The sequence below is a fragment of the Bradyrhizobium sp. Cp5.3 genome (assembly GCF_000426265.1).
In the GTDB taxonomy this organism is placed as follows: domain Bacteria; phylum Pseudomonadota; class Alphaproteobacteria; order Rhizobiales; family Xanthobacteraceae; genus Bradyrhizobium; species Bradyrhizobium neotropicale.
The window spans coordinates 149,932-168,119 of record NZ_AUFA01000011.1 but is presented as its reverse complement, the minus strand read 5'-3'; the positions used below and the strand labels follow the sequence as shown (position 1 = coordinate 168,119).

Here is an 18,188-nt window from a genome sequence, read left to right as displayed (position 1 = left end):
CGCAGACTGTCCAAGGCCTCGTAGGCCCCGCCGCCATTTCGGTCCCACGTGGTGCGCATCGAGGCACAGCCACCCAAAATCCGAAGCAAGCTTCGCTGTTCGAATTTGCACGCATGGCCTCATGCGCGTGCACAAAAACAGCCATCATGCAGACGCACTTGAAGTTCCGGTTGCAATCGCTGCGGCGAGAGAACGAACAAACCTTAACTTTGACATGTTCATCGCATCACTGGGAGACAGACGCGCTCGTTGCAGAGATGGTCTTTGACAGGAAGATGATGCCTTACAATTTGGCACAGCGAATTTTGGTGACTGGCGGCTCTGGATTTCTTGGCTCACACCTCTGCGAGCGCCTGCTGGCAAACGGTGCGGAGGTCCTTTGCGTGGACAATTTTTTCACCGGCACGCGGGGTAATGTCGAACATCTTCTCGACCATCATCGCTTCGAACTCCTGCGCCATGATGTAACATTCCCGCTCTACGTTGAGGTCGATCAGATATACAATCTCGCCTGTCCGGCCTCGCCTGTGCATTATCAGCACGACCCGGTTCAGACGACCAAGACCAGCGTGATCGGCGCGATCAACATGCTCGGGCTGGCCAAGCGACTCAAAGTAAGCATCCTGCAGGCCTCAACCTCCGAAGTTTATGGTGATCCCACGGTCCATCCTCAAACTGAGGATTATTGGGGCAATGTAAACCCGATCGGGCTCCGCTCTTGCTACGATGAAGGCAAACGCTGCGCTGAAACTCTGTTCTTCGATTATCGACGGCAACACCGGCTAGCCGTTAAGGTCGCGCGCATTTTCAACACTTATGGCCCGCGCATGCATCCCAACGACGGGCGCGTGATCTCGAATTTCATCGTTCAGGCGCTACGTGGGCACGACATTACGATTTACGGCGATGGCTTGCAGAGCCGGGCGTTCTGCTACGTAGACGATCTGATCGATGGCTTGATACGCTTGATGCAGTCATCTGACGACGTGACTGGCCCCTTGAATTTAGGCAATCCCCATGAAGTCACGATGCGTGAGCTCGCGGAACTGACTATCGAATTGACCGGTTCTCACTCGAAAATCGTTCACCGCCCGCTTCCGCACGACGACCCGCGACAACGCCAGCCTGAAATTTCACACGCCAATGCGATGCTTGGGTGGGCGCCGCAGGTTTCGCTTCGGCAAGGTCTCGCACGCACGATCGCGTATTTTGAGGGTGTGTTCACGAGTTCTGCGCGCGAACCGTCTCTCAGTTACGCTGCCAATTCGGACGCACGAAGGCTGGAGCGTGCGGTTTCAGGATCGCAACAAGTTTAGCTGATCGACCGGGCGCACTGAGGGGCCGATGTGTCCCACTTCCATATGGAAGAGCTCGGACTAGGCACCAGCGCGCTGAGGCCTTCGCCGGAATCGCGCCGCCTTGCGCGAGCGCGCCGCTGCGCCAGCGACGGCTGCATGGTTATGACTGCACCGAAAGATCAAATCTATTTTCTACAACGCAGCGTCGCAGTGCATAGCTTCTCACAGTGACGTCATACGCTTGACATCCAACCGAGCGCGCGCCGATTTTCGCGTCATTTTTGTAAATCATCACACGCGTATTTGAATGATTGTTCAACTCTATCGCTTCAACCGTTGTTAGTTCGCCGCCGTTAACACTCAGGGCCAGTTCGGGGAGTTGGTGGCGTGAGTACCGTCGTTGTTTTCAGTCTGTTGATCGGATCGCTGCTGGGGGGCCGATTCCGAATCTTCATCCTGCCTCCGGCAATCGTCCTCGGTGCTGCGATCCTCGGTGTGATCTCCGCCTGGCAGGGAAACAGTTCAGCTCACAGCGTTGTTATGATCGTTGTCTTTGCGGCGATGCTTCAGCTTGGCTATCTCTGCGGCGCGCTTCTGGTCCGCGTTCGCGCGTCGGCTTATCGCGGCAAGGCCGCACCGTCATTCGACAGCCGAGGCTTCGGCTAGCGCGACGGTCGGCGATTCGCCGCAGCGGACGGCTGATCCGTCTGGCGCACAAGTGAGCCTCGCCCTGCATGCGTGGGAAAAAAGCGGCTCGTTGTGACCCGATTTCGCCGATAACATATTGACATCTCGGGCGAAGCACTCTGAAAGAGCCAGACTTCATGCTCACCTCTGCGACCCAAAGCTCGCCCCGGCCGAGATTGCCAAACGGCGTCCGCATATATGCGCTCAGCGATATCCACGGCTGTGCGCATCTGCTCGAGCAGATGTTCGCGGTGATCGACGCGGATATGTCGAACAGCCGGCCGTATCGTGCGATCGAGGTCTTTCTCGGCGACTATATCGATCGCGGACCGGATTCCCGCCGCACCCTCGATCTCCTGATCCGGCGCAGCCGCCGTCGCAACACGGTTTTTCTCAAGGGCAATCACGAAGCCTATTTCACCTCGGTGCTGGACGATCCCTCGCGCGTCAGCGACTGGTTTGGATTCGGCGGACTTCAGACCATGATGTCATACGGGCTCTCGGCCTCACCCGATCTCAGCAAGGACCAGCAGTCCGGTCTCGTGCGCGAGCTCGCCTCGGCAATGCCACCGCAGCACATAGCGTTTCTGCGCCAGCTGCGGCCGACGTTCACCTGCGGCGACTTCTTCTTCGTTCATGCGGGGGTTCGTCCGGGGGTCCCCCTGTCCGAGCAGCGTGAATCGGACCTGCTATGGATCAGGGACGAATTTCTCCAGAGCAAGAAGCGCTTCGGCAAATATGTCGTGCATGGCCACACGCCGGTGCGCCAGGCCGAGCTGCTCGAAAATCGGGCCAATATCGATACCGGGGCCTATGCAACCGGCAATCTGACCCTGCTGTCGATCCAGGGTAACAGCATGCTCGCGATCTAGGCGCCGCATTTCCTCGCAGCGAGTCGTCGAGGCGCTGCGCCCGCCGTCAATTGGTGCTGCCGCTCGGAGGCCGGTACTCCGGAAAGCGACTGAGCATCGCCGCCTTCAGGAATTTGAAATGGGCGATCGAGGCCGTGAGTTCCTTGAGCCTGCGCTGCCCGTTCAGAATCTCCTTGTCGAACAGATCGTGGTGGTGGCTGTCCAGCGGCTCGCGCTCGAGATATTCATCATCGCCATTGCCGAAGGTCACGGCCGCCCGCGCCAGCACGTCTTCAACCCTTCGGTTCAGGCCCGACTGCTCCAGCTCAGCCGCATGCAGTGCGCTCTCGATCGCCAGCATGATGGCTTCGATGCGCGTCCGATCGGTCTCGGCGTCGCGCTCGGGAGATCGGGCGCGGAACGCCTGTTCTCCCCGGAAGCGGTCTCTGAGGAAGCTCTGGGTGCGTGCCCGCAAGAACAGCTGGAACATGGCTTGCACTTTCCGGTTGAAGCGCCAGACCGGAAAATGGGTCCGCGATGGTTAATAAAGGTTAAAGCCTCGCGGCCGTTCGGCGCGACTTTGTGCCATCCAGGCCTTCCAGGCCCCCTCATGCTTCTCATACAGTTCCAGCCAGCGCCGCTCGTCGGCCGCCTGCCACGGAGCGTCGCCGTCGCGCGCGACCGGCCTACCCGCCTGCCCCGGGAGCTGTTCGCTGTCGAGCCGCTCGAACTCGAAGGTTTCCTCGGGCGTCAGACCTATCAGGACGCGGCGCCCGCCGGCGTCGACGAAATATCGCCGCGGAGCATTATTCCCCAAACTCGTCATGGCGCCACCCTGCCGCAGGTCGGTTGTAATTCGTCAGAATGCACGCCGCATCCGCGCCAGTGACGGATTCGGGCGGGACACCGCGGGACCAAAGGGCCGATAGACCAGGTGACGCTCCCTGCGCCGGCGAGATCGCCACGCGCGCGTCGCATAGCCTGCGACGAAGCCGGCGAAGATCGAGACGATGGTCGGCAATAGCGTCATTCGGAATTCTTTCCAGTTACGGAACGCCTTTATCCTTCTGATGCGGCATTCTCGGCTTCGAGTTGTGTCGACATCATGATGTGCTCCGCCGATTTTCTTGTCAGGCTCGAGAAATCTTGGGCAGCATCGTGCTCGCAAAGTGATCGTTCGCTCGCGCGTCAACCGAGGAACCAGAGGAACAATCGCACCAGCAGCAGCGTGACGAAGTACACCCAGCCCGCCATTGCAATCAGCGCAACGCCGAAAAACGCACCTTCGAAAGCCCGCCCCCTGAATTTCGTGAGAGGGAGTGCCGCTCGCGCTCTTTGAAGCATTTTGGTTTTCTGATTGGCTGGTGTCGTCTACGCGATCATAGCCGAGCGAATTCGACGATCTCGTGACGGCTCCCTTGAGAGCAGCGCAGATCCGCTCGACGAGATCACCACTGAACGCATGTGTCGCGATTGGATCAATACTCGATCGAAGTTGTTGCGTGATCGCAACGCGATGATTCGATTGGCGTCGACTGCTGTTGCCACGCGCGACGACGACGCAAGTCTCCCCACCATCAAATCCACGCGGAGCATTCGCTACGCATGGCCGAAGGTTGGCGCAAGGCGCAAGTCTTCAATCGCCGCTTCTGAATTTCCTTAAGCGAAGCCATCTGGGCCGAAACCGGCGCTGCGGCAGCGATCGCAAAGACTGGCCGCTGGCTCCGCGCCACCCCGGATGGGCAGAGCATTCTCATTCATGGAAATCGGCACGCGGATCGGTCTCGGCCGGTCAAAAACTCCGTGGTTATACGGTGCGCTGCGCGACGATTTCATCGCGGTAAGGTTGAGCGGTTAGCTTAATACGCGGTGTTTGTTGCGAAGTCTCGTCAATTGCCTATCCATTCTCGCACCGGGCTTCCCCAAGGCCTGGTCCCACCCAAGCAAAGCCGTCGAGCGCAGGGTTCGCTTGGCGGCTTTGTCGTTGTGTCGATGCGAGAGGATCATTTCCGTTATGGCGCGCAAGCCCTGGTCGTTCAAGGAAGACCGCCGGCTCATGGAGCTGGCCAAGTCTTCGACGTCGCTGGAAGAGGCGGCGAAGCTGCTCGGGCGATCGCCCGACGCGATCAAGCGCATGGCCTTGCGTCTCGGCCTGACGCTGAAGTCAAAGAGCCCCAAGAAGGGTTAACGGGACGCGCGCTGATCTTCTGCGGTGTGAAAGAGGGTCAGGGTTACCTCCTCGCCGCCCCTGCCCTTCGAAATTCAGCGAAATGATCCCCGCGCGCCGCGCGACGAGGACGGCCGCAACTCCAGACGACGATGCTACGCTGGTGGCTTGACCGGTCTTGGCAAAATCCATCGCCTTCGCCCGCAGGCGATGTGAAAGACCTTAACGATGTTCTCGTGTTTCGAAGCGGCGTCCGCCTCGGCCGGCTATGATGCCGCGATGCGTCGAAACCATCTCATCGCAGCCGTGGCCATCTGCCTTGCGCTCATCATCTACGCCACGCTTGCCACGCTCGCGGGCAGGCCTGCCCTTGCGGGCCACGCCGAAGCGTATTGGATCGTCGTCATCGAGCGCTTCAGCGCCTACTGCGTGCTGGGATTTCTGTTGTCCTTCCTGCTGCCCGGACGCTTCATGCTGGCCAGCACACTCGTCGTGGCCGTTGCCGCCGGGCTCGAGGTGATGCAAGCACTCATACCCGACCGTGATCCGCGGATCATCGACGTATTTCAAAAAGCGGCGGGCGGCACAGTTGGCATCATACTGGCTCAGACCATCCTGGCCTTCCTGCCTAGACCACCGTCCTAGAGCGGCCGAGACGAGCTGCGCCCGTGACGACGACAGCCGGCCGGCTGGGAGATCCGCGGTCCGCGCATCGCAAAGAAGGCGACGATGACCCGGTCGAGGACGCCCGTTGCGAGACGACGTTCGCAGGACAACGATCTAGACGGTGCCGCGCCGTTCATATGCCGCTTCGAGCGCCAACGGCTCGGCCATCCGCCGATGCGTCTCGCGCAAGGCAGCGATCGCTCCGTCGAGATCGGGTTCGGCCTCGCGGACGGTCGCGAAGAATTGCATCATCAGTGTATGGTTCAGCTTGACGCGCGTCGCGCCATCGCGGCTCTTGCGGCGATCAAGCGACAGATGCTTCGCGTACTCTCGCGCCTCCATTGCGTCGCATCCACACAACGTTCCAAGCTCGTCGTATGTCATCCAGATCTGAGGCATGTTCTCGACCACCCATATTTTTTGTGCCTCAGACTTAGACCTCCATCTCTAAAGGCTTTGTTGGTGCGCCGCAGATCAGCTCACCTTCGCGCCAACAGCGTCAACACGAGGCTAAGATGGGCACGGCTACGATGCCGGTGTCCTGGGAGGCATGGAGGGCTGGCGCGGACGCGACCGGCTGTCGCCACCCCTCGGCAGCTTGTCTGCGTTGAGCTTCACGACGGCGCCTCTCGCCTCGGCCACCGGTGCATCTTCCTGGCTGTAGATCAACGTCGCCTCGAACTGCACGTCGGGCGCTTCCCTGGCCGTTCCGAAGCAGGTCGCCATCGCGCCCTTACACTCGCCTGAGAGATTAACCTCGACCTCATCCGGCCCGAACACCGTCGGGGGACCTTCGGTATGTCGCCGCGTGGTCAGGACGGCTGTGAAGCGGTTCTCATCGACGAGATACGAACCGCCATAAGTGAAGAAGCTGTCACTGCCCGAGATCCGCCCGTCGGTCAGATGCACGATGCCGGTGCCCTGGCCGCGCGCCGTCCTGAACCAGGCAGCATATTTGCCGTCTCTCAGCATGAAAAACTTCCGCCGTGAAATCGGCTGGTATTTGCGACCAACTCTGGGGCGCGACAATGACCGATCCGGCGGCTATTCCGCGACGGTTAACGCCCCGCAAAGCCAAAACTTCAAATTGACCCCTACGTTGCGGGCAGCAAAATCAAAACAATTCTATGCCGTCATCTGCAGAGGCGAGTGCCTCGAGCCGTGCGGCCGCCGCGGTCGACGCCAGCCCAAGCCCTTGCAGGAATTCGCGATGTACGTCCCGCTCGCGCTCCATCGTGTAGCGGGCGAAGAGATCGTCGAGCATTGCCTCGTCATGCCCTCGCAGCCTCGGCCGCTGCGCGCCCGCGCTCTCGATCTCGAGGCGCGAAGCAACCGCAGGCAATGCCGCGGAGCCCTCCCCGAGCGTGCTCATCAACTCCTTCGCTGAATTCATCAGGCCTTCGAACTCGGCACCTTCATCGACCAGCCGGCTCATCAGCTTGCCCAGCCGCTCATTGCCGGCCTCGACTTCGCGCAGCGCCTGCAGGATCTGCGGCTCGAGCTTGGCGAGCTGCGCAGGATCGCCCCGCACGCGAAGGTCCTTTAGATCATTGGCCGAGCGCTCGATGCCGTCGAGCACCGGCCTCAAGCGCGATGCGCCGGCCGAGACCTGGTCGGCGGTCGCCTTGAGTTCGTTGGCGATGACGACAAAGGCACTGCCTCTGCTGCCGAGATGGCTGGCCTTGAGGCCAGCGTTCATGCCGATCAGCGTGATGTCGACCGTGGCCTCGGCCAGCCCGGCGATCGCCTGGCGGAATTTTGCCAGCGTGTCCTCAACGATCGCCAGCGCCTCGTCGACCGAGCGGCCGGCGTTCTCGCAGGTGGCGATCAAGGTCGAGGCCTGCGCGAGCGTATGTTTGATGCGCACTAGGAACGATGAGGAGCCGTCGTCCTCCGCACCGAACAGCGCGCGGCCGTGGCCGACAACGCCGCCCGCATCACTCAGGATCGCCGACAGCGCGCGAACGATCTGGCCGATGTCGCCGCCGAACTCGCGTTGGGTGTCCCTGAGCTGGGCCGCCTGCAGCTGGCAGACGGCGCGCGCGCCATCGCCACACTCTTCCGCATCGGGCACGAGGCCCGGCGCCCGGTCCAGTCCTGAAACCAGACGCAAACCATGGGTGACGTGCTCCAGACGCTGACGCGTGCTGTCGCCGGCCTGAAGCGAAATGATCGAGCTGCCGACCGCCTCGGCGATCTTCCTCGTGCTGGTGCCCGCAAGCTCGGCGAGATGACTGCTCTTGCTGCGCTGGTCGCGCAATCCGGAATGGGCCGAGGCGAGCTCGGCACTTCCGGACGCCAGCTGCTCACGGTAGCGGCCCTCGAATTCCTTCTGCCGGGTAGATGCGGTCGCAACTGCGTCCGACAGGCGCTGCTGATCCCGCGCGCAGCCTTCGATCGCGTGCTGCACGGCCTTGCCGAGATCGTAGGCCTCCTGAGTGAAGGCGAGGAAGCCTTCGCGATCGCCGTCGAGCGACGCCGCTTCGATCCGCGCGCTGCGCGCGATGATCGTGATCATCTGGATGTGCTTGAACAACGGCTTGAGCAGCGAAGACGCCTCCGTCGTACGCTCGCCGATCGTCGCCAGCAAGGCGCTCTCCGCCGGCAGCGCCTGCGCCAGCTCGTCCAGCCGTGCGGCGATCTCCTGCAGCGCGGTCGCCGCGCCCTCGATCTCGGATCCGGACAGTTCCCCGGACAGCGTCGCGAGGCCCTGGTTAAGCTCCTTGAAGATGATATGGCCGCGTCCAAGTTGGTGACCGACACGGGCGAAGACGTCCTCGATGCGCGACGAGACATCCTCGATCGCGACGATCGTATCGTGAAGCGTGTTGGCCGGGACGGTGGACATCGCGTTCAACCCGCCACCGCGGCATGGCCGGCCTGGTACCAAAGCATGATTTCGCGCGGGATCTGGTGCAACGACACGACCTTCTCGACGCCGCCGTGCGTGATGGCCTCCTTGGGCATGCCGAACACCACGCAACTCTCTTCATCCTGCGCGCGCGTCGAAGCGCCGAGCTTGCGCATCTCCAGCATCCCCCGCGCGCCGTCGTCGCCCATGCCGGTCATGATGACGCCGAGCGCATTGGCGCCGGCATGCTGGGCCGCCGAGCGGAACAGCACGTCGACCGACGGACGATGCCGTGACACCGGCGGGCCGTCCTTGATCGCGATCTGGTAACGCAGGCCGATCCGCTGAAGCAGCATGTGACGGGCGCCAGGCGCGATATAGGCGCAGCCCGGCACGACCGGCTCGCCGTCCTCCGCCTCCTTGACCCGAATCTGGCAGACGCTATCGAGCCGTCTGGCAAAGGCCGCGGTGAAGCCCGGCGGCATGTGCTGGACGATGAGAATGCCGGGGCACGTCGGCGGCAGCAACTCCAGCACGTCGTTCAAGGCTTCCGTTCCGCCGGTCGAGGCACCCATGCAGACGATGCGCTCGGTCGTCGGCCGCGTCCGGCCCTGCACCGGCGGCGGGATGATGGCGTCGGCGGTCAACTTCTTCTCGATCATCCGCCGCTCTGAACGCGGCCGCACGCGCGCGCGGGCCGCCGATTTGACGGCCTCGCGCAGCCGCGTGGAGCATTGAAGCAGCGCCTGCCGCGTATCGATCTTCGGCTTCGGCACGATGTCGACGGCGCCGGCCTCGAACGCCTCGAACATCACGTTGGATCCCTCTTCGGTCAGCGAGGAGCAGATGATCACGGGAATGGGGCGCTGCGCCATGATCTTGCGCAGGAAGGTCATGCCGTCCATGCGCGGCATTTCGATATCGAGGATGATGACGTCGGGAATCTCGTTCTGGAGGCGGCGCGCCGCCGCGAACGGATCGGAGGCGGTCCCCATCACCTCGATGTCGGAATCGTCGTTCAGGATGGTCTGGAGGATTTGGCGCACCGACGCCGAATCGTCCACGATCAGTACGCGAACTTTCTCCCTCGGCATTTTGGGTTGCGCTCCGGTTAGACCTTGAAAATGGTCGGCTGAACCTGCTTCAGGCCAGGCACGGCACTGTGAATCATCGACTCCGAATGCCCGACCAGCAGATAGCCGCCGGGCCGCAAATGGCTGCACAGCTGCTCGATCACCTTGCGCTGGGTCTCGCGCTCGAAATAGATCAGTACGTTGCGGCAGAAGATGATGTCGACGTCCTTGTCGACGGGATAGGACGCGTCCATCAGGTTCATCCGCATGAAATGGGTCATGCGTCGCAATTCCGGCACCACCCGCACCTCGCCGCGTGACCTGTCCCGCGACGACAGGAAATAGCGCTTCACGAACTGCTCCGGCACCGGCGCGAGCACGTCGCGGGTATAGATCGCGGTCCTGGCGAGACGCAGCACGGCGGTCGAGATATCGGTCCCGAGGATGCGGTACTGAAACCGGGATCCGTTCCGCGTCATGTCGTCCAGCACCATCGCTGCGGTATAGGCCTCCATGCCGGTGGAGCTCGCCGAGCTCCAGATCTTCAGGTTCGCGTTCCTGCGGCCATGCAATTTGAGCAGGGCCGGGATCGCGACTTCCCGCATGAAGGTGAAGTGCTGCGGCTCGCGGAAGAAGTCGGTCTTGTTGGTGGTCACCACATCGATGAGATGGGTGAGCTCGGTGTCGAGATGATCCGCCTCGAAGAGATTGTCGACGTACTCGTTCAGGCCGGAATAGTTCAGCGCGCGCACGCGCTTGTGCAGCCGCCCTTCCAGCATCAGCCGCTTGCCCGGCGGCAGCTTGATGCCGACCTGGCCTTCGATCAGCTCGGCAATGGTTCGGAAGTGACGGTCCGACAGATGCACGGCCGTATCCTGCACGACGGCCGGCATCATGGCCGCCTGCCCTGGCCCACGATGGCCACCTGCGCTGAATGTCGGGCCATGTTGGCCATCTCGAAACCTTACGCGTCTGCGCGATCACTGAACACGGACCGGTCCACCCGCGAAGGATGGACCGATCCTTGAAGAACTAACGCTGGAAGTCGGCGTCGCGATCGTCCTCGCCGTCATTCATGTCGAAGGCGAAGCCGCCACCGCCATTGGCGGCCCTCAGGGCACGCGCCGACCTGGCCTGGGGCCTCTTGGCCGGCCGATCGACGGCCGCCATGGTGGCCGCCTTCGCGCGCAACTGATCGACCGCCCGATCGATCGGCGCGGCGGCCTGGCCCTTCGCGCCGTGCTCGATGCGGAAATAGGCGATCGTCGACTGGAGCTGCTCGGCTTGCGAAGCAAGTTCTTCCGAAGTCGAGGACACCTGCTCGGACGCGCTGGCGTTCTGCTGACCGACCTTGTCGAGTTGCTGGATCGCCTGGTTGATCTGGGCCGAACCGACGTCCTGCTCACGGCAGGCCGCGGTGATCTCCTCGACGAGCTCGGCGGTCTTCTTGATGTCCGGAACAAGCTTGGCGAGCATGGAGCCCGCCTCCTGCGCCACCTTGACGGTGTCGGCCGAAAGCGTGCCGATCTCGGCCGCAGCCGCCTGGCTGCGCTCGGCCAGCTTGCGGACCTCGGAGGCAACCACCGCAAAGCCCTTGCCGTGCTCGCCGGCGCGCGCGGCCTCGACCGCCGCGTTGAGCGCGAGCAGATCGGTCTGCCGTGCGATTTCCTGCACGATGGTGATCTTCTCGGCGATGGTCTGCATCGCATTGACGGCGCGCCCCACGGCGGCGCCGCTGGCCTCGGCGTCCTTGGCCGATTGCGCTGCGATCTTCTCGGTCTGGTTGGCGTTGTCGGCGTTCTGCTTCACGTTCGACGCCATCTCTTCCATCGAGGATGAGGCTTCTTCTGCGGACGACGCCTGCTCGGTCGCGCCCTGCGAGAGCTGCTCTGCGCTCGCGGACAGCTCCTGGCTGCCGGCCGAGACGTTCTGGGCCGCGGTCAGGGCCTCCGACACGATCTGCCGGAGCTTTTCCACCATGCGCTCGAGCGCGAGGCCCAGCGTATCCTTGTCCGACTGCGGCTTGGCTTCGATCGTGAGATTGCCCTGCGCGATCTCGTTGGCGACCGCCGCGGTGGCATTCAGGTTCACCGTCATCGCATTCAGCGACTTGATGAGATCGCCGATCTCGTCGTTGCTGGACGATTCGATCTTGCGGCTGAGATCGCCGATCGCAACGGCATCGGCCAGACCAACGGCCTGCGCCAGCGCTCGGCTGATGTTCATCGCGATCCAGGTCGCTGCGATCGCGGCGATCAGCAGCGAGGCGATCACCAGGCTCAGCAACAGCATCTCGGCACGGGAGCCGTCCTGCTTGGACTGCTCGGCCTGCTCGGCCATGTTGTTCTTGACGTTCTTGATGTAGGTGTCGGCCGCCTCCACCGCGTCCGCGACGACCTTGCGGCCGTCATGCATGGAGCGATCCAGCGCCTTTGGCTTGTCGGTCTTGGCAAGTCTGACCGTCTCGTCCTGATAGGCATTCAGCTTGGCGAACGCCACGGAGAAATTCTCCATCAGCTTCTTGCCGGACTCGCTCGCCGCGGCGTAGATCTCATCCTTGGACTTGGTGAGCGCTTCGCGGTTCTTGGCGAGGTCGGCTACGAACTGATCGTATTCCGCGTCGCTCGCCGCAAGGATCGAGTTCTTCTCGGCGCGCACCAGGAACAGGATGCCTTCCTTGAGCTCCGCGGCCTTCTCCATGCGGCCCGCACGATTGACCAGGACCTCGGTGGTCCCGACCATGTCCGACAGTTTCAAATAGCCGACCGCGCCGGCGATCATGGAAAGCAGGATGACGACGCCGAAGGCGCTCGCAAGCTTGGCTTTGACGGTGAATCTCATGGCATTCTCATTCAGTTCGAATTGGGGTTGGGTGCGTACGCTCACCCACGCATACTTTTGCAAACTCAGGCGGCGCGGGATGCATCCGCCGCCGCATCGCGTCCTTCCGGGATCTCGTCATTCGCCATCAGCCTGGCGAGGTCGAAGATGATGACGAACTTCTCGCCCTTGCGACCGATGCCGGCCGCATAGTCGGACTGCCATTTGCCGCCCACCTCGGGCACGGGCTCGATGGCCTGCTCGTCGATATCGGTGACCTCGAAGACGCAGTCGGCGACGAAGCCGACGCCGACCAGGCGATCCTTCATCGGTACGTCGAGAATGATTATGCGGGTGGCTTCGGTCGCCGCCACGTTCGGCAAACCCAGCTTGGTCCTGAGATCCACGATCGGATAACCGCTGCCGCGCACGTCGATCATGCCGAGCAGGAAGTTCGGCGCGTGCGGCAGGCGCGAGATCGGCCGCATGTCGAGGATCTCGCGGACGTTGCGGATGCTGATGCCGAACGTCTCGCCGGCGAGCCCGAGCGTCAGATATTGCGAGGTTGCGGCCATGATTCAGTCCAAAGGTCCCAGGGTTTGCGAATGAGCGCGGTCCGGCACGAGGCCGGACCGGTTGGTCAGCGTTGAAACTCGGCGTCGCGATCGTCCTCGCGATCGTCCATGTCGAAGGCGAAGCCGCCGCCACCGGCGACCTTCAGTGCCCGTGCCGGCTGGCGCGCGGGCGCAGGCTTCTTCTTGCCGCGATCGGCCGCCGCCATGTGCGCTGCCTTGGCGCGGAGCTGGCCGACGGCACGGTCGATCGGCGCGGCTGGGGCAACGTCCTTGCGCGTAGCGTGATCGATCCGGAAGAACGAAATGGTCGACTGGAGCTGCTCGGCCTGCGAGGCCAGTTCCTCGGAGGTCGACGACACCTGCTCGGACGCGCTGGCGTTCTGCTGGCCGACCTTGTCGAGCTGCTGGATCGCCTGATTGATCTGGGCCGAGCCGACGTCCTGCTCGCGGCAGGCCGCCGTGATCTCCTGCACCAGTTCGGCGGTCTTCTTGATGTCGGGCACGAGCTGGGACAGCATGCCGCCGGCTTCGCGGGCGACCTTCACGGTTTCCGTCGAAAGCGTGCCGATCTCGGCGGCGGCAGCCTGGCTGCGCTCGGCGAGCTTGCGCACCTCGGAAGCGACCACCGCAAAGCCCTTGCCGTGCTCGCCGGCGCGCGCGGCCTCGACCGCCGCGTTGAGCGCGAGCAGGTCGGTCTGGCGCGCGATCTCCTGCACGATCGTGATCTTTTCGGCGATGGTCTGCATCGCCTCGACGGCGCGCCCCACGGCGGCGCCGCTGGCTTCGGCATCCCTGGCCGATTGCGCCGCGATCTTCTCGGTCTGGTTGGCGTTGTCGGCGTTCTGCTTCACGTTCGAGGCCATCTCTTCCATGGAAGAAGAAGCCTCTTCCGCAGACGAAGCCTGCTCGGTCGCGCCTTGCGAGAGCTGCTCGGCGCTCGCCGAGAGTTCCTGGCTGCCGGCGGAGACGTTCTGTGCAGCCGTGAGGGCCTCCGCAACGATCTGCCGGAGTTTTTCGACCATCACGTTCAGCGACCTGACGAGGTCGCCGATCTCATCGTTGCTGGCGGAAGGGATGGTCTGGCTGAGATCCCCGTTCGCCACCGCGCCGGCAAGACCGACCGCGCGACCGAGTGAACGGCTGATCGAGATCGAAATCCACAGCGCCGCACCGATCGCGACCATCAGCGACACGCCCAGCAGCGTCATCAGCATCAACTGCGCCTGGTGCCCCTCTTCCTTCGACTGGAAGGCCTGATCGGCCATCTGCTTCTTGGTGTTTTCAACATATGCGCCCATCGACTCCAAGGCGTCCGCGACGACCTTGCGGCCCTCGTTCATCGAGCGCTCGGTCGCTTTCGCCTTGTCGGTCTTCGCCAGGCGGATCGTTTCCTCCTGGTACGCATTCATCTTGGCGTAGGCGCCGGCGAAGGTGTCGAGCAGCTTCTTGCCGGCTTCGCTCGCCAGAGCGTAGACCTCATCCCGGGTCTTCATCGCCTGCTCGCGACGCTTGGCAGCGTCGGCGGCAAACTGTTCGGCATCGGCTTCGGTTCCGAGAATGGCATTCTTCTCTGCCCGGAGCTGAAGCAGGATATCCTTCTCGATCTGGGTGGCCTTTTCCATGCGCTTGGCGCGCAGGACCATGCTGTCTGCGGTCGCCATCATGTCGCCGAGCTTCATGTAGGCGACGCCACCGGCGACCATGGACAGGATGATGACCAGGCCGAATGCGCTGGCCAGCTTTGCCTTGACCGTAAACCTCATTTCCAGCCCCCCCAAAAACCTCAAGTCCCGCCCGTGGGACCATCTCAATTCAGAATGCGTTCCATGTTGGGAACGATGACGAACTCTTCACGCCATTTGGTGATGAAGCGGATGAACTCCGGCTTCCAGTGCATCCCGACACGCGGCGTCTGCTGCACGTCGGTCTGCGAGATTTCCGTGACCTCGTAGACCTTGTCGGCGGTCACGCCGACCAGAACCGGCTCGTTGTCGATCTGGATCTCGATGACGACGATGCGCGTATCGGCGGAGGTGTCGGTCTGCGGCATGCCGAAGCGGATGCGCAGGTCCGCCAGCGGAATGACGTTGCCACGCACGTTGATCACGCTCGGAACGAACGACCGTGCACCGGCGACCTTGGTGACCGGCACGGGATCGATGATCTCGCGCACGAGGCCCGCGTCGAGCGCGAACTTCTCCTCGCCGAGACCGATCATCACGACCTGCATCGCGTCGGCCTGATGCTCGCCGGCCTGCCCCAGGTTCATCACGCCGCCTCGCTGATGTGCTGCTTTTCGACCTTCGACTGCGCCAGCGCAACGAGCTGCGCGACATCGAGGATCAGCGCCGCCGTGCCATCGCCCAGGATGGTCGCGCCGGAGAAGATCGTGACGTCCGAATGCAGCTTGGAGAGCGACTTGATCACGGTCTGGTGGTTGCCGATGATCTGGTCGGCGACCAGCCCGACGCGGGTCTCGCCGGTCGAGATGATGATCGTCTTCTGGTGCTGGTCCGGCGTGCCGGATGCGGTCATGAGCTCACGCAGGCGCAGGAACGGCACGAGGTTGCCGCGCACGTTGAGGAAGTTGCGGCCGCGCGACCGTTCGTCCTCGGCCGTCAGCTCGACGCATTCCTCCACCGCCGACAGCGGAATGATGTAGCGGCCTTCGCCGACGCGGATCAGGAGGCCCTCGATGATCGCGAGCGTCAGCGGCAGGCGCAGCGTTACGGTGGTGCCCTGGCCCGGCCTGGTCGACAGATCGATCGAGCCGCGCATGTTCTCGATGGTGCGCTTGACCACGTCCATGCCGACGCCGCGGCCGGACAGCGCCGAGATGGTCTGTGCGGTGGAGAAGCCGGGATGGAACAGGAACTGGTGGATCTCGTGGTCGGTGAGCGCAGCCCCGGCCGCGATCAGGCCCTGCTCTTCCGCCTTGGCGCGGATGCGGGCGGTGTTGAGGCCGCCGCCATTGTCCTTGACGGTGACCAGCACCTGCGCGCCGGAATGGACGGCGGCGAGCTCGATCCGGCCCTGCTCGGTCTTGCCGGCGGCGGCACGGGTCGCGGTGTCCTCGATGCCGTGATCGATGGCGTTGCGGATCAGGTGCACCAAGGGATCGGCAAGGCACTCGATCATGGTCTTGTCGAGCTCGGTGTCCTCGCCCGACGTGACGAACTCGACCGGCTTCGACAGATCCCGCGACAGGTCGTGCACGAGGCGGCGGAAGCGGCCGAACAGCGAGCCGATCGGCACCATGCGCGCGCCCATCGTGGTGTCGCGCAGGCTGGAGGCGAGGCGCTCGATCTCCTCGGCAATCAACTTGATCGAGAGATCAGAGCCGGCCGAGGCCAGCTGCGTCAACCGCGCCTGCGCGATCACGAGCTCGCCGACGCGGTCCATCAGCTCGTCGAGGCGCTCGGCCTGGACACGTACGGTGGCGATGCCGCGCTCTTCGCGCTTGGCTTCCTCGCGGCGCACCGGCGGCGCCTCACGCTTGATCTCGGATTTCGGCTCGGGTTCGTCGACGACCGGTGCCGCAGCAACCTCGGCCGCTGGGGCGGTCTTCTCCATCACGGGAGGCGGCATCGGCTCCTCGTCGAGGAGCTGGAACAGCGGCACTGGGGCGGGCGCTTCGACATGCTCCAGCGGCGAGAGCGTCAGCTTCATCTCGTCCTGCACGAACATGAAGACGTCGTCGATCGCGTCCTTGTCGCAGGCCGCGTGTAGCTTGACGTCCCACTTCAGATAGCAGTCTTCCGGGTCCATCTCGTCGAGAAACGGCACGCCGTCGGTGATCGGCACGACGAAGCAGGGGCCGAGCTTGCAGAGATCTTCCAGCAGATCGAGCGGATTCGATCCGTTGCGCAGGATGTGGGATTCGAATTCCAGATAGAGATGCCAGCCGGCCTGCTTGCTTTCGGCCGGGGCCAGCGGCGGCGCTTCCGCGACCTCTGCAGCCGGAACCTCCAGCCGGTCGGACGACACGAAACGCTTGAGGTCGTCGAGGATTGCTTCACCGATGATATCATCGGTCGACTGCGGATCCTCGATCAGCGCGCGGATGTAGTCCTTGGCGGCGAGCGCGACCGAGATCAGCTCCTGCGTCGGCCTGATCTCTCCCTTGCGGACGCGATCGAACGCGGTCTCGAACTCGTGGGTGAAGGAGGCGACCTTGTCGAAGCCGAACATGGCGCCGGAGCCCTTGATCGTGTGCAGGGCGCGAAAGGCGGAATCGACCAGCTCGCGGTCGTCGGGACGCTGACCAAGATCGAGCAGAGCACCTTCCAGGACCTCGAAGAGCTCGCTGGCTTCCTGGCGAAAGACCTCGGTCGGGTCCATCGCGCTCATGCGCGCACCAACTTCGCCACGACGGCGAGCAACTGCTCGGGCTTGAAGGGTTTGGTGATCCAGCCGGTGGCGCCGGCGCTCTTCGCTTCCTGCTTCACCGCATCGTTGGATTCGGTGGTCAGGAACACGATGGGCATGCCGACGGCGCCCGGCAGCTTGCGGAGCGCCCGGATCAGCTCCAGCCCGTTCATGACAGGCATATTAAGGTCGGTGATCACGAGGTCGAGCTTGCCGGCCTGCGCCTTAGCGAGGCCTTGCGCACCATCGCCGGCCTCGATCACGCTGTGACCGGCCGGCTCGAGCACGACCTTGATCATCTGCCGAATGCTGGGGGAATCATCGACGGTCAGAATCGCGGCCATCAGGTGCCATCTTTCTTTTGCGGGAAATGCTGATCGATCATCGCCTCGCTGGCGAATCCGGCGCGGCGGAGGGTGTTGCGCAGAGACTGGGAAAACGAGGTCAGGACAACGGGACGCCCCTGGGCCGCCCCCGTCTTGGCGGTCGACAGCAGGAGCTGGATCGACGTCACGTCGGCCTTGTCGACGCTGGAGCAGTCGATTTCGAGCCGATCTTGCCGGCCGAACGCCTCGCGAATGAGGTCATAGACGCTGCGAATGGCCGCGATGCTGCAGTCGGCGGGCAACCGCAACGACCACTTCGGCTCCGTGGGATTGAGCGACATCGCTGCACCCGCCTTTGCTTGAAATTCCGATACACGTTTGACGCGAATCGAATGAGGAAACTCCTAACGGGGTGGTCCGTACAACTACGGGTCACATTCCCGCGGACTTCGCGCAACCGCACGCAAAGGTGCATAGCCTGCCGAAATCTCATGCGAAGCGTGCAT

General features: G+C 63.2%; 21 protein-coding genes. 6 read left to right on the top strand and 15 right to left on the bottom strand.

Annotated features, from left to right (window positions below):
• Positions 1–278: 278 nt before the first annotated feature.
• The 3 genes from K289_RS44610 to K289_RS0118290 all read left to right on the top strand — a co-directional run bounded on the left by K289_RS44610 (position 279) and on the right by K289_RS0118290 (position 2,857).
• Complete coding sequence (locus K289_RS44610; protein ID WP_082907941.1) at positions 279–1,316, top strand: UDP-glucuronic acid decarboxylase family protein; 1,038 nt, start codon at positions 279–281, stop codon at positions 1,314–1,316.
• Positions 1,317–1,685: 369 nt separating this feature from the next.
• Positions 1,686–1,964 carry a hypothetical protein gene (locus K289_RS0118295; RefSeq protein ID WP_027552864.1) on the top strand — a complete coding sequence of 93 codons (279 nt, stop codon included), beginning with the start codon at positions 1,686–1,688 and terminating at the stop codon, positions 1,962–1,964.
• Between the two features lie 158 nt (positions 1,965–2,122).
• A complete protein-coding gene (locus K289_RS0118290) occupies positions 2,123–2,857 on the top strand; it encodes a metallophosphoesterase family protein (RefSeq protein WP_027552863.1) in 735 nt (244 codons plus the stop codon).
• Positions 2,858–2,903: 46 nt separating this feature from the next.
• Here the strand turns inward: K289_RS0118290 and K289_RS0118285 are convergent, their stop codons facing one another.
• The 3 genes from K289_RS0118285 to K289_RS50535 are packed head-to-tail and all read right to left on the bottom strand — an operon-like array spanning position 2,904 to position 3,866.
• Entirely contained in the window at positions 2,904–3,326 is a 423-nt protein-coding gene (locus K289_RS0118285; RefSeq protein WP_027552862.1) for a hypothetical protein, read from the bottom strand.
• A 51-nt stretch (positions 3,327–3,377) separates the two neighbouring features.
• Positions 3,378–3,662, bottom strand: coding sequence for a hypothetical protein (locus tag K289_RS0118280; protein ID WP_027552861.1), 285 nt, complete (start codon positions 3,660–3,662; stop codon positions 3,378–3,380).
• A 33-nt stretch (positions 3,663–3,695) separates the two neighbouring features.
• Entirely contained in the window at positions 3,696–3,866 is a 171-nt protein-coding gene (locus K289_RS50535) for a hypothetical protein (RefSeq protein ID WP_156918039.1), read from the bottom strand.
• Positions 3,867–4,193: 327 nt separating this feature from the next.
• On the opposite strand from K289_RS50535, the gene K289_RS50530 reads away from it, so the two are divergent.
• The 3 genes from K289_RS50530 (at position 4,194) to K289_RS0118260 (ending at position 5,648) form a co-directional block, all read left to right on the top strand.
• A complete protein-coding gene (locus K289_RS50530) occupies positions 4,194–4,499 on the top strand; it encodes a hypothetical protein (RefSeq protein WP_156918038.1) in 306 nt (101 codons plus the stop codon).
• A 351-nt stretch (positions 4,500–4,850) separates the two neighbouring features.
• The gene (locus K289_RS51625; RefSeq protein ID WP_198024728.1) at positions 4,851–5,024 is read left to right on the top strand and encodes a hypothetical protein; all 174 of its coding nucleotides are present in this window, start codon (positions 4,851–4,853) and stop codon (positions 5,022–5,024) included.
• A gap of 258 nt (positions 5,025–5,282) precedes the next feature.
• Entirely contained in the window at positions 5,283–5,648 is a 366-nt protein-coding gene (locus K289_RS0118260; protein WP_027552860.1) for a VanZ family protein, read from the top strand.
• Positions 5,649–5,783: 135 nt separating this feature from the next.
• On the opposite strand, the gene K289_RS0118255 is transcribed toward K289_RS0118260, so the two are convergent.
• From K289_RS0118255 to K289_RS0118200, 12 genes are all read right to left on the bottom strand, one after another.
• Complete coding sequence (locus K289_RS0118255) at positions 5,784–6,011, bottom strand: hypothetical protein (RefSeq protein WP_245283946.1); 228 nt, start codon at positions 6,009–6,011, stop codon at positions 5,784–5,786.
• Between the two features lie 183 nt (positions 6,012–6,194).
• Entirely contained in the window at positions 6,195–6,641 is a 447-nt protein-coding gene (locus K289_RS0118250; RefSeq protein WP_027552858.1) for a hypothetical protein, read from the bottom strand.
• A gap of 142 nt (positions 6,642–6,783) precedes the next feature.
• Positions 6,784–8,517 carry a hypothetical protein gene (locus tag K289_RS0118245; protein ID WP_027552857.1) on the bottom strand — a complete coding sequence of 578 codons (1,734 nt, stop codon included), beginning with the start codon at positions 8,515–8,517 and terminating at the stop codon, positions 6,784–6,786.
• A gap of 5 nt (positions 8,518–8,522) precedes the next feature.
• Positions 8,523–9,614, bottom strand: a complete 1,092-nt coding sequence (locus K289_RS0118240) for a chemotaxis response regulator protein-glutamate methylesterase (protein ID WP_027552856.1) — start codon at positions 9,612–9,614, stop codon at positions 8,523–8,525.
• Positions 9,615–9,631: 17 nt separating this feature from the next.
• On the bottom strand, positions 9,632–10,489 hold the full coding sequence (locus tag K289_RS0118235; protein WP_027552855.1) for a protein-glutamate O-methyltransferase CheR: 858 nt from the start codon (positions 10,487–10,489) through the stop codon (positions 9,632–9,634).
• Positions 10,490–10,625: 136 nt separating this feature from the next.
• Positions 10,626–12,434: a methyl-accepting chemotaxis protein gene (locus K289_RS0118230; protein WP_027552854.1), complete on the bottom strand. Its 1,809-nt coding sequence runs from the start codon at positions 12,432–12,434 to the stop codon at positions 10,626–10,628.
• Between the two features lie 65 nt (positions 12,435–12,499).
• The gene (locus K289_RS0118225) at positions 12,500–12,988 is read right to left on the bottom strand and encodes a chemotaxis protein CheW (protein WP_027552853.1); all 489 of its coding nucleotides are present in this window, start codon (positions 12,986–12,988) and stop codon (positions 12,500–12,502) included.
• Positions 12,989–13,053: 65 nt separating this feature from the next.
• A complete protein-coding gene (locus K289_RS0118220; RefSeq protein WP_027552852.1) occupies positions 13,054–14,751 on the bottom strand; it encodes a methyl-accepting chemotaxis protein in 1,698 nt (565 codons plus the stop codon).
• A 44-nt stretch (positions 14,752–14,795) separates the two neighbouring features.
• Entirely contained in the window at positions 14,796–15,257 is a 462-nt protein-coding gene (locus tag K289_RS0118215) for a chemotaxis protein CheW (protein WP_027552851.1), read from the bottom strand.
• Positions 15,257–17,338 (bottom strand): chemotaxis protein CheA, encoded by a 2,082-nt coding sequence (locus K289_RS0118210; protein ID WP_027552850.1) that lies wholly within the window; start codon positions 17,336–17,338, stop codon positions 15,257–15,259. Before K289_RS0118210 ends, K289_RS0118215 begins: the two co-directional genes overlap by 1 nt.
• On the bottom strand, positions 17,335–17,700 hold the full coding sequence (locus K289_RS0118205) for a response regulator (protein ID WP_027552849.1): 366 nt from the start codon (positions 17,698–17,700) through the stop codon (positions 17,335–17,337). Before K289_RS0118205 ends, K289_RS0118210 begins: the two co-directional genes overlap by 4 nt.
• On the bottom strand, positions 17,700–18,023 hold the full coding sequence (locus K289_RS0118200; RefSeq protein WP_027552848.1) for a lipid asymmetry maintenance protein MlaB: 324 nt from the start codon (positions 18,021–18,023) through the stop codon (positions 17,700–17,702). The genes K289_RS0118205 and K289_RS0118200 overlap by 1 nt, the downstream gene beginning before the upstream one ends.
• Positions 18,024–18,188: the final 165 nt, after the last annotated feature.

Coding starts and splice junctions, on each gene's coding strand:
- K289_RS44610 (WP_082907941.1), top strand. CDS start 279: ATGCCTTACAATTTGGCACAGCGAATTTTGGTGACTGGCGGCTCTGGA.
- K289_RS0118290 (WP_027552863.1), top strand. CDS start 2,123: ATGCTCACCTCTGCGACCCAAAGCTCGCCCCGGCCGAGATTGCCAAAC.
- K289_RS0118285 (WP_027552862.1), bottom strand. CDS start 3,326: ATGTTCCAGCTGTTCTTGCGGGCACGCACCCAGAGCTTCCTCAGAGAC.
- K289_RS0118280 (WP_027552861.1), bottom strand. CDS start 3,662: ATGACGAGTTTGGGGAATAATGCTCCGCGGCGATATTTCGTCGACGCC.
- K289_RS50535 (WP_156918039.1), bottom strand. CDS start 3,866: ATGACGCTATTGCCGACCATCGTCTCGATCTTCGCCGGCTTCGTCGCA.
- K289_RS51625 (WP_198024728.1), top strand. CDS start 4,851: ATGGCGCGCAAGCCCTGGTCGTTCAAGGAAGACCGCCGGCTCATGGAG.
- K289_RS0118260 (WP_027552860.1), top strand. CDS start 5,283: ATGCGTCGAAACCATCTCATCGCAGCCGTGGCCATCTGCCTTGCGCTC.
- K289_RS0118255 (WP_245283946.1), bottom strand. CDS start 6,011: ATGGAGGCGCGAGAGTACGCGAAGCATCTGTCGCTTGATCGCCGCAAG.
- K289_RS0118250 (WP_027552858.1), bottom strand. CDS start 6,641: ATGCTGAGAGACGGCAAATATGCTGCCTGGTTCAGGACGGCGCGCGGC.
- K289_RS0118245 (WP_027552857.1), bottom strand. CDS start 8,517: ATGTCCACCGTCCCGGCCAACACGCTTCACGATACGATCGTCGCGATC.
- K289_RS0118240 (WP_027552856.1), bottom strand. CDS start 9,614: ATGCCGAGGGAGAAAGTTCGCGTACTGATCGTGGACGATTCGGCGTCG.
- K289_RS0118235 (WP_027552855.1), bottom strand. CDS start 10,489: ATGATGCCGGCCGTCGTGCAGGATACGGCCGTGCATCTGTCGGACCGT.
- K289_RS0118230 (WP_027552854.1), bottom strand. CDS start 12,434: ATGAGATTCACCGTCAAAGCCAAGCTTGCGAGCGCCTTCGGCGTCGTC.
- K289_RS0118225 (WP_027552853.1), bottom strand. CDS start 12,988: ATGGCCGCAACCTCGCAATATCTGACGCTCGGGCTCGCCGGCGAGACG.
- K289_RS0118220 (WP_027552852.1), bottom strand. CDS start 14,751: ATGAGGTTTACGGTCAAGGCAAAGCTGGCCAGCGCATTCGGCCTGGTC.
- K289_RS0118215 (WP_027552851.1), bottom strand. CDS start 15,257: ATGAACCTGGGGCAGGCCGGCGAGCATCAGGCCGACGCGATGCAGGTC.
- K289_RS0118210 (WP_027552850.1), bottom strand. CDS start 17,338: ATGAGCGCGATGGACCCGACCGAGGTCTTTCGCCAGGAAGCCAGCGAG.
- K289_RS0118205 (WP_027552849.1), bottom strand. CDS start 17,700: ATGGCCGCGATTCTGACCGTCGATGATTCCCCCAGCATTCGGCAGATG.
- K289_RS0118200 (WP_027552848.1), bottom strand. CDS start 18,023: ATGTCGCTCAATCCCACGGAGCCGAAGTGGTCGTTGCGGTTGCCCGCC.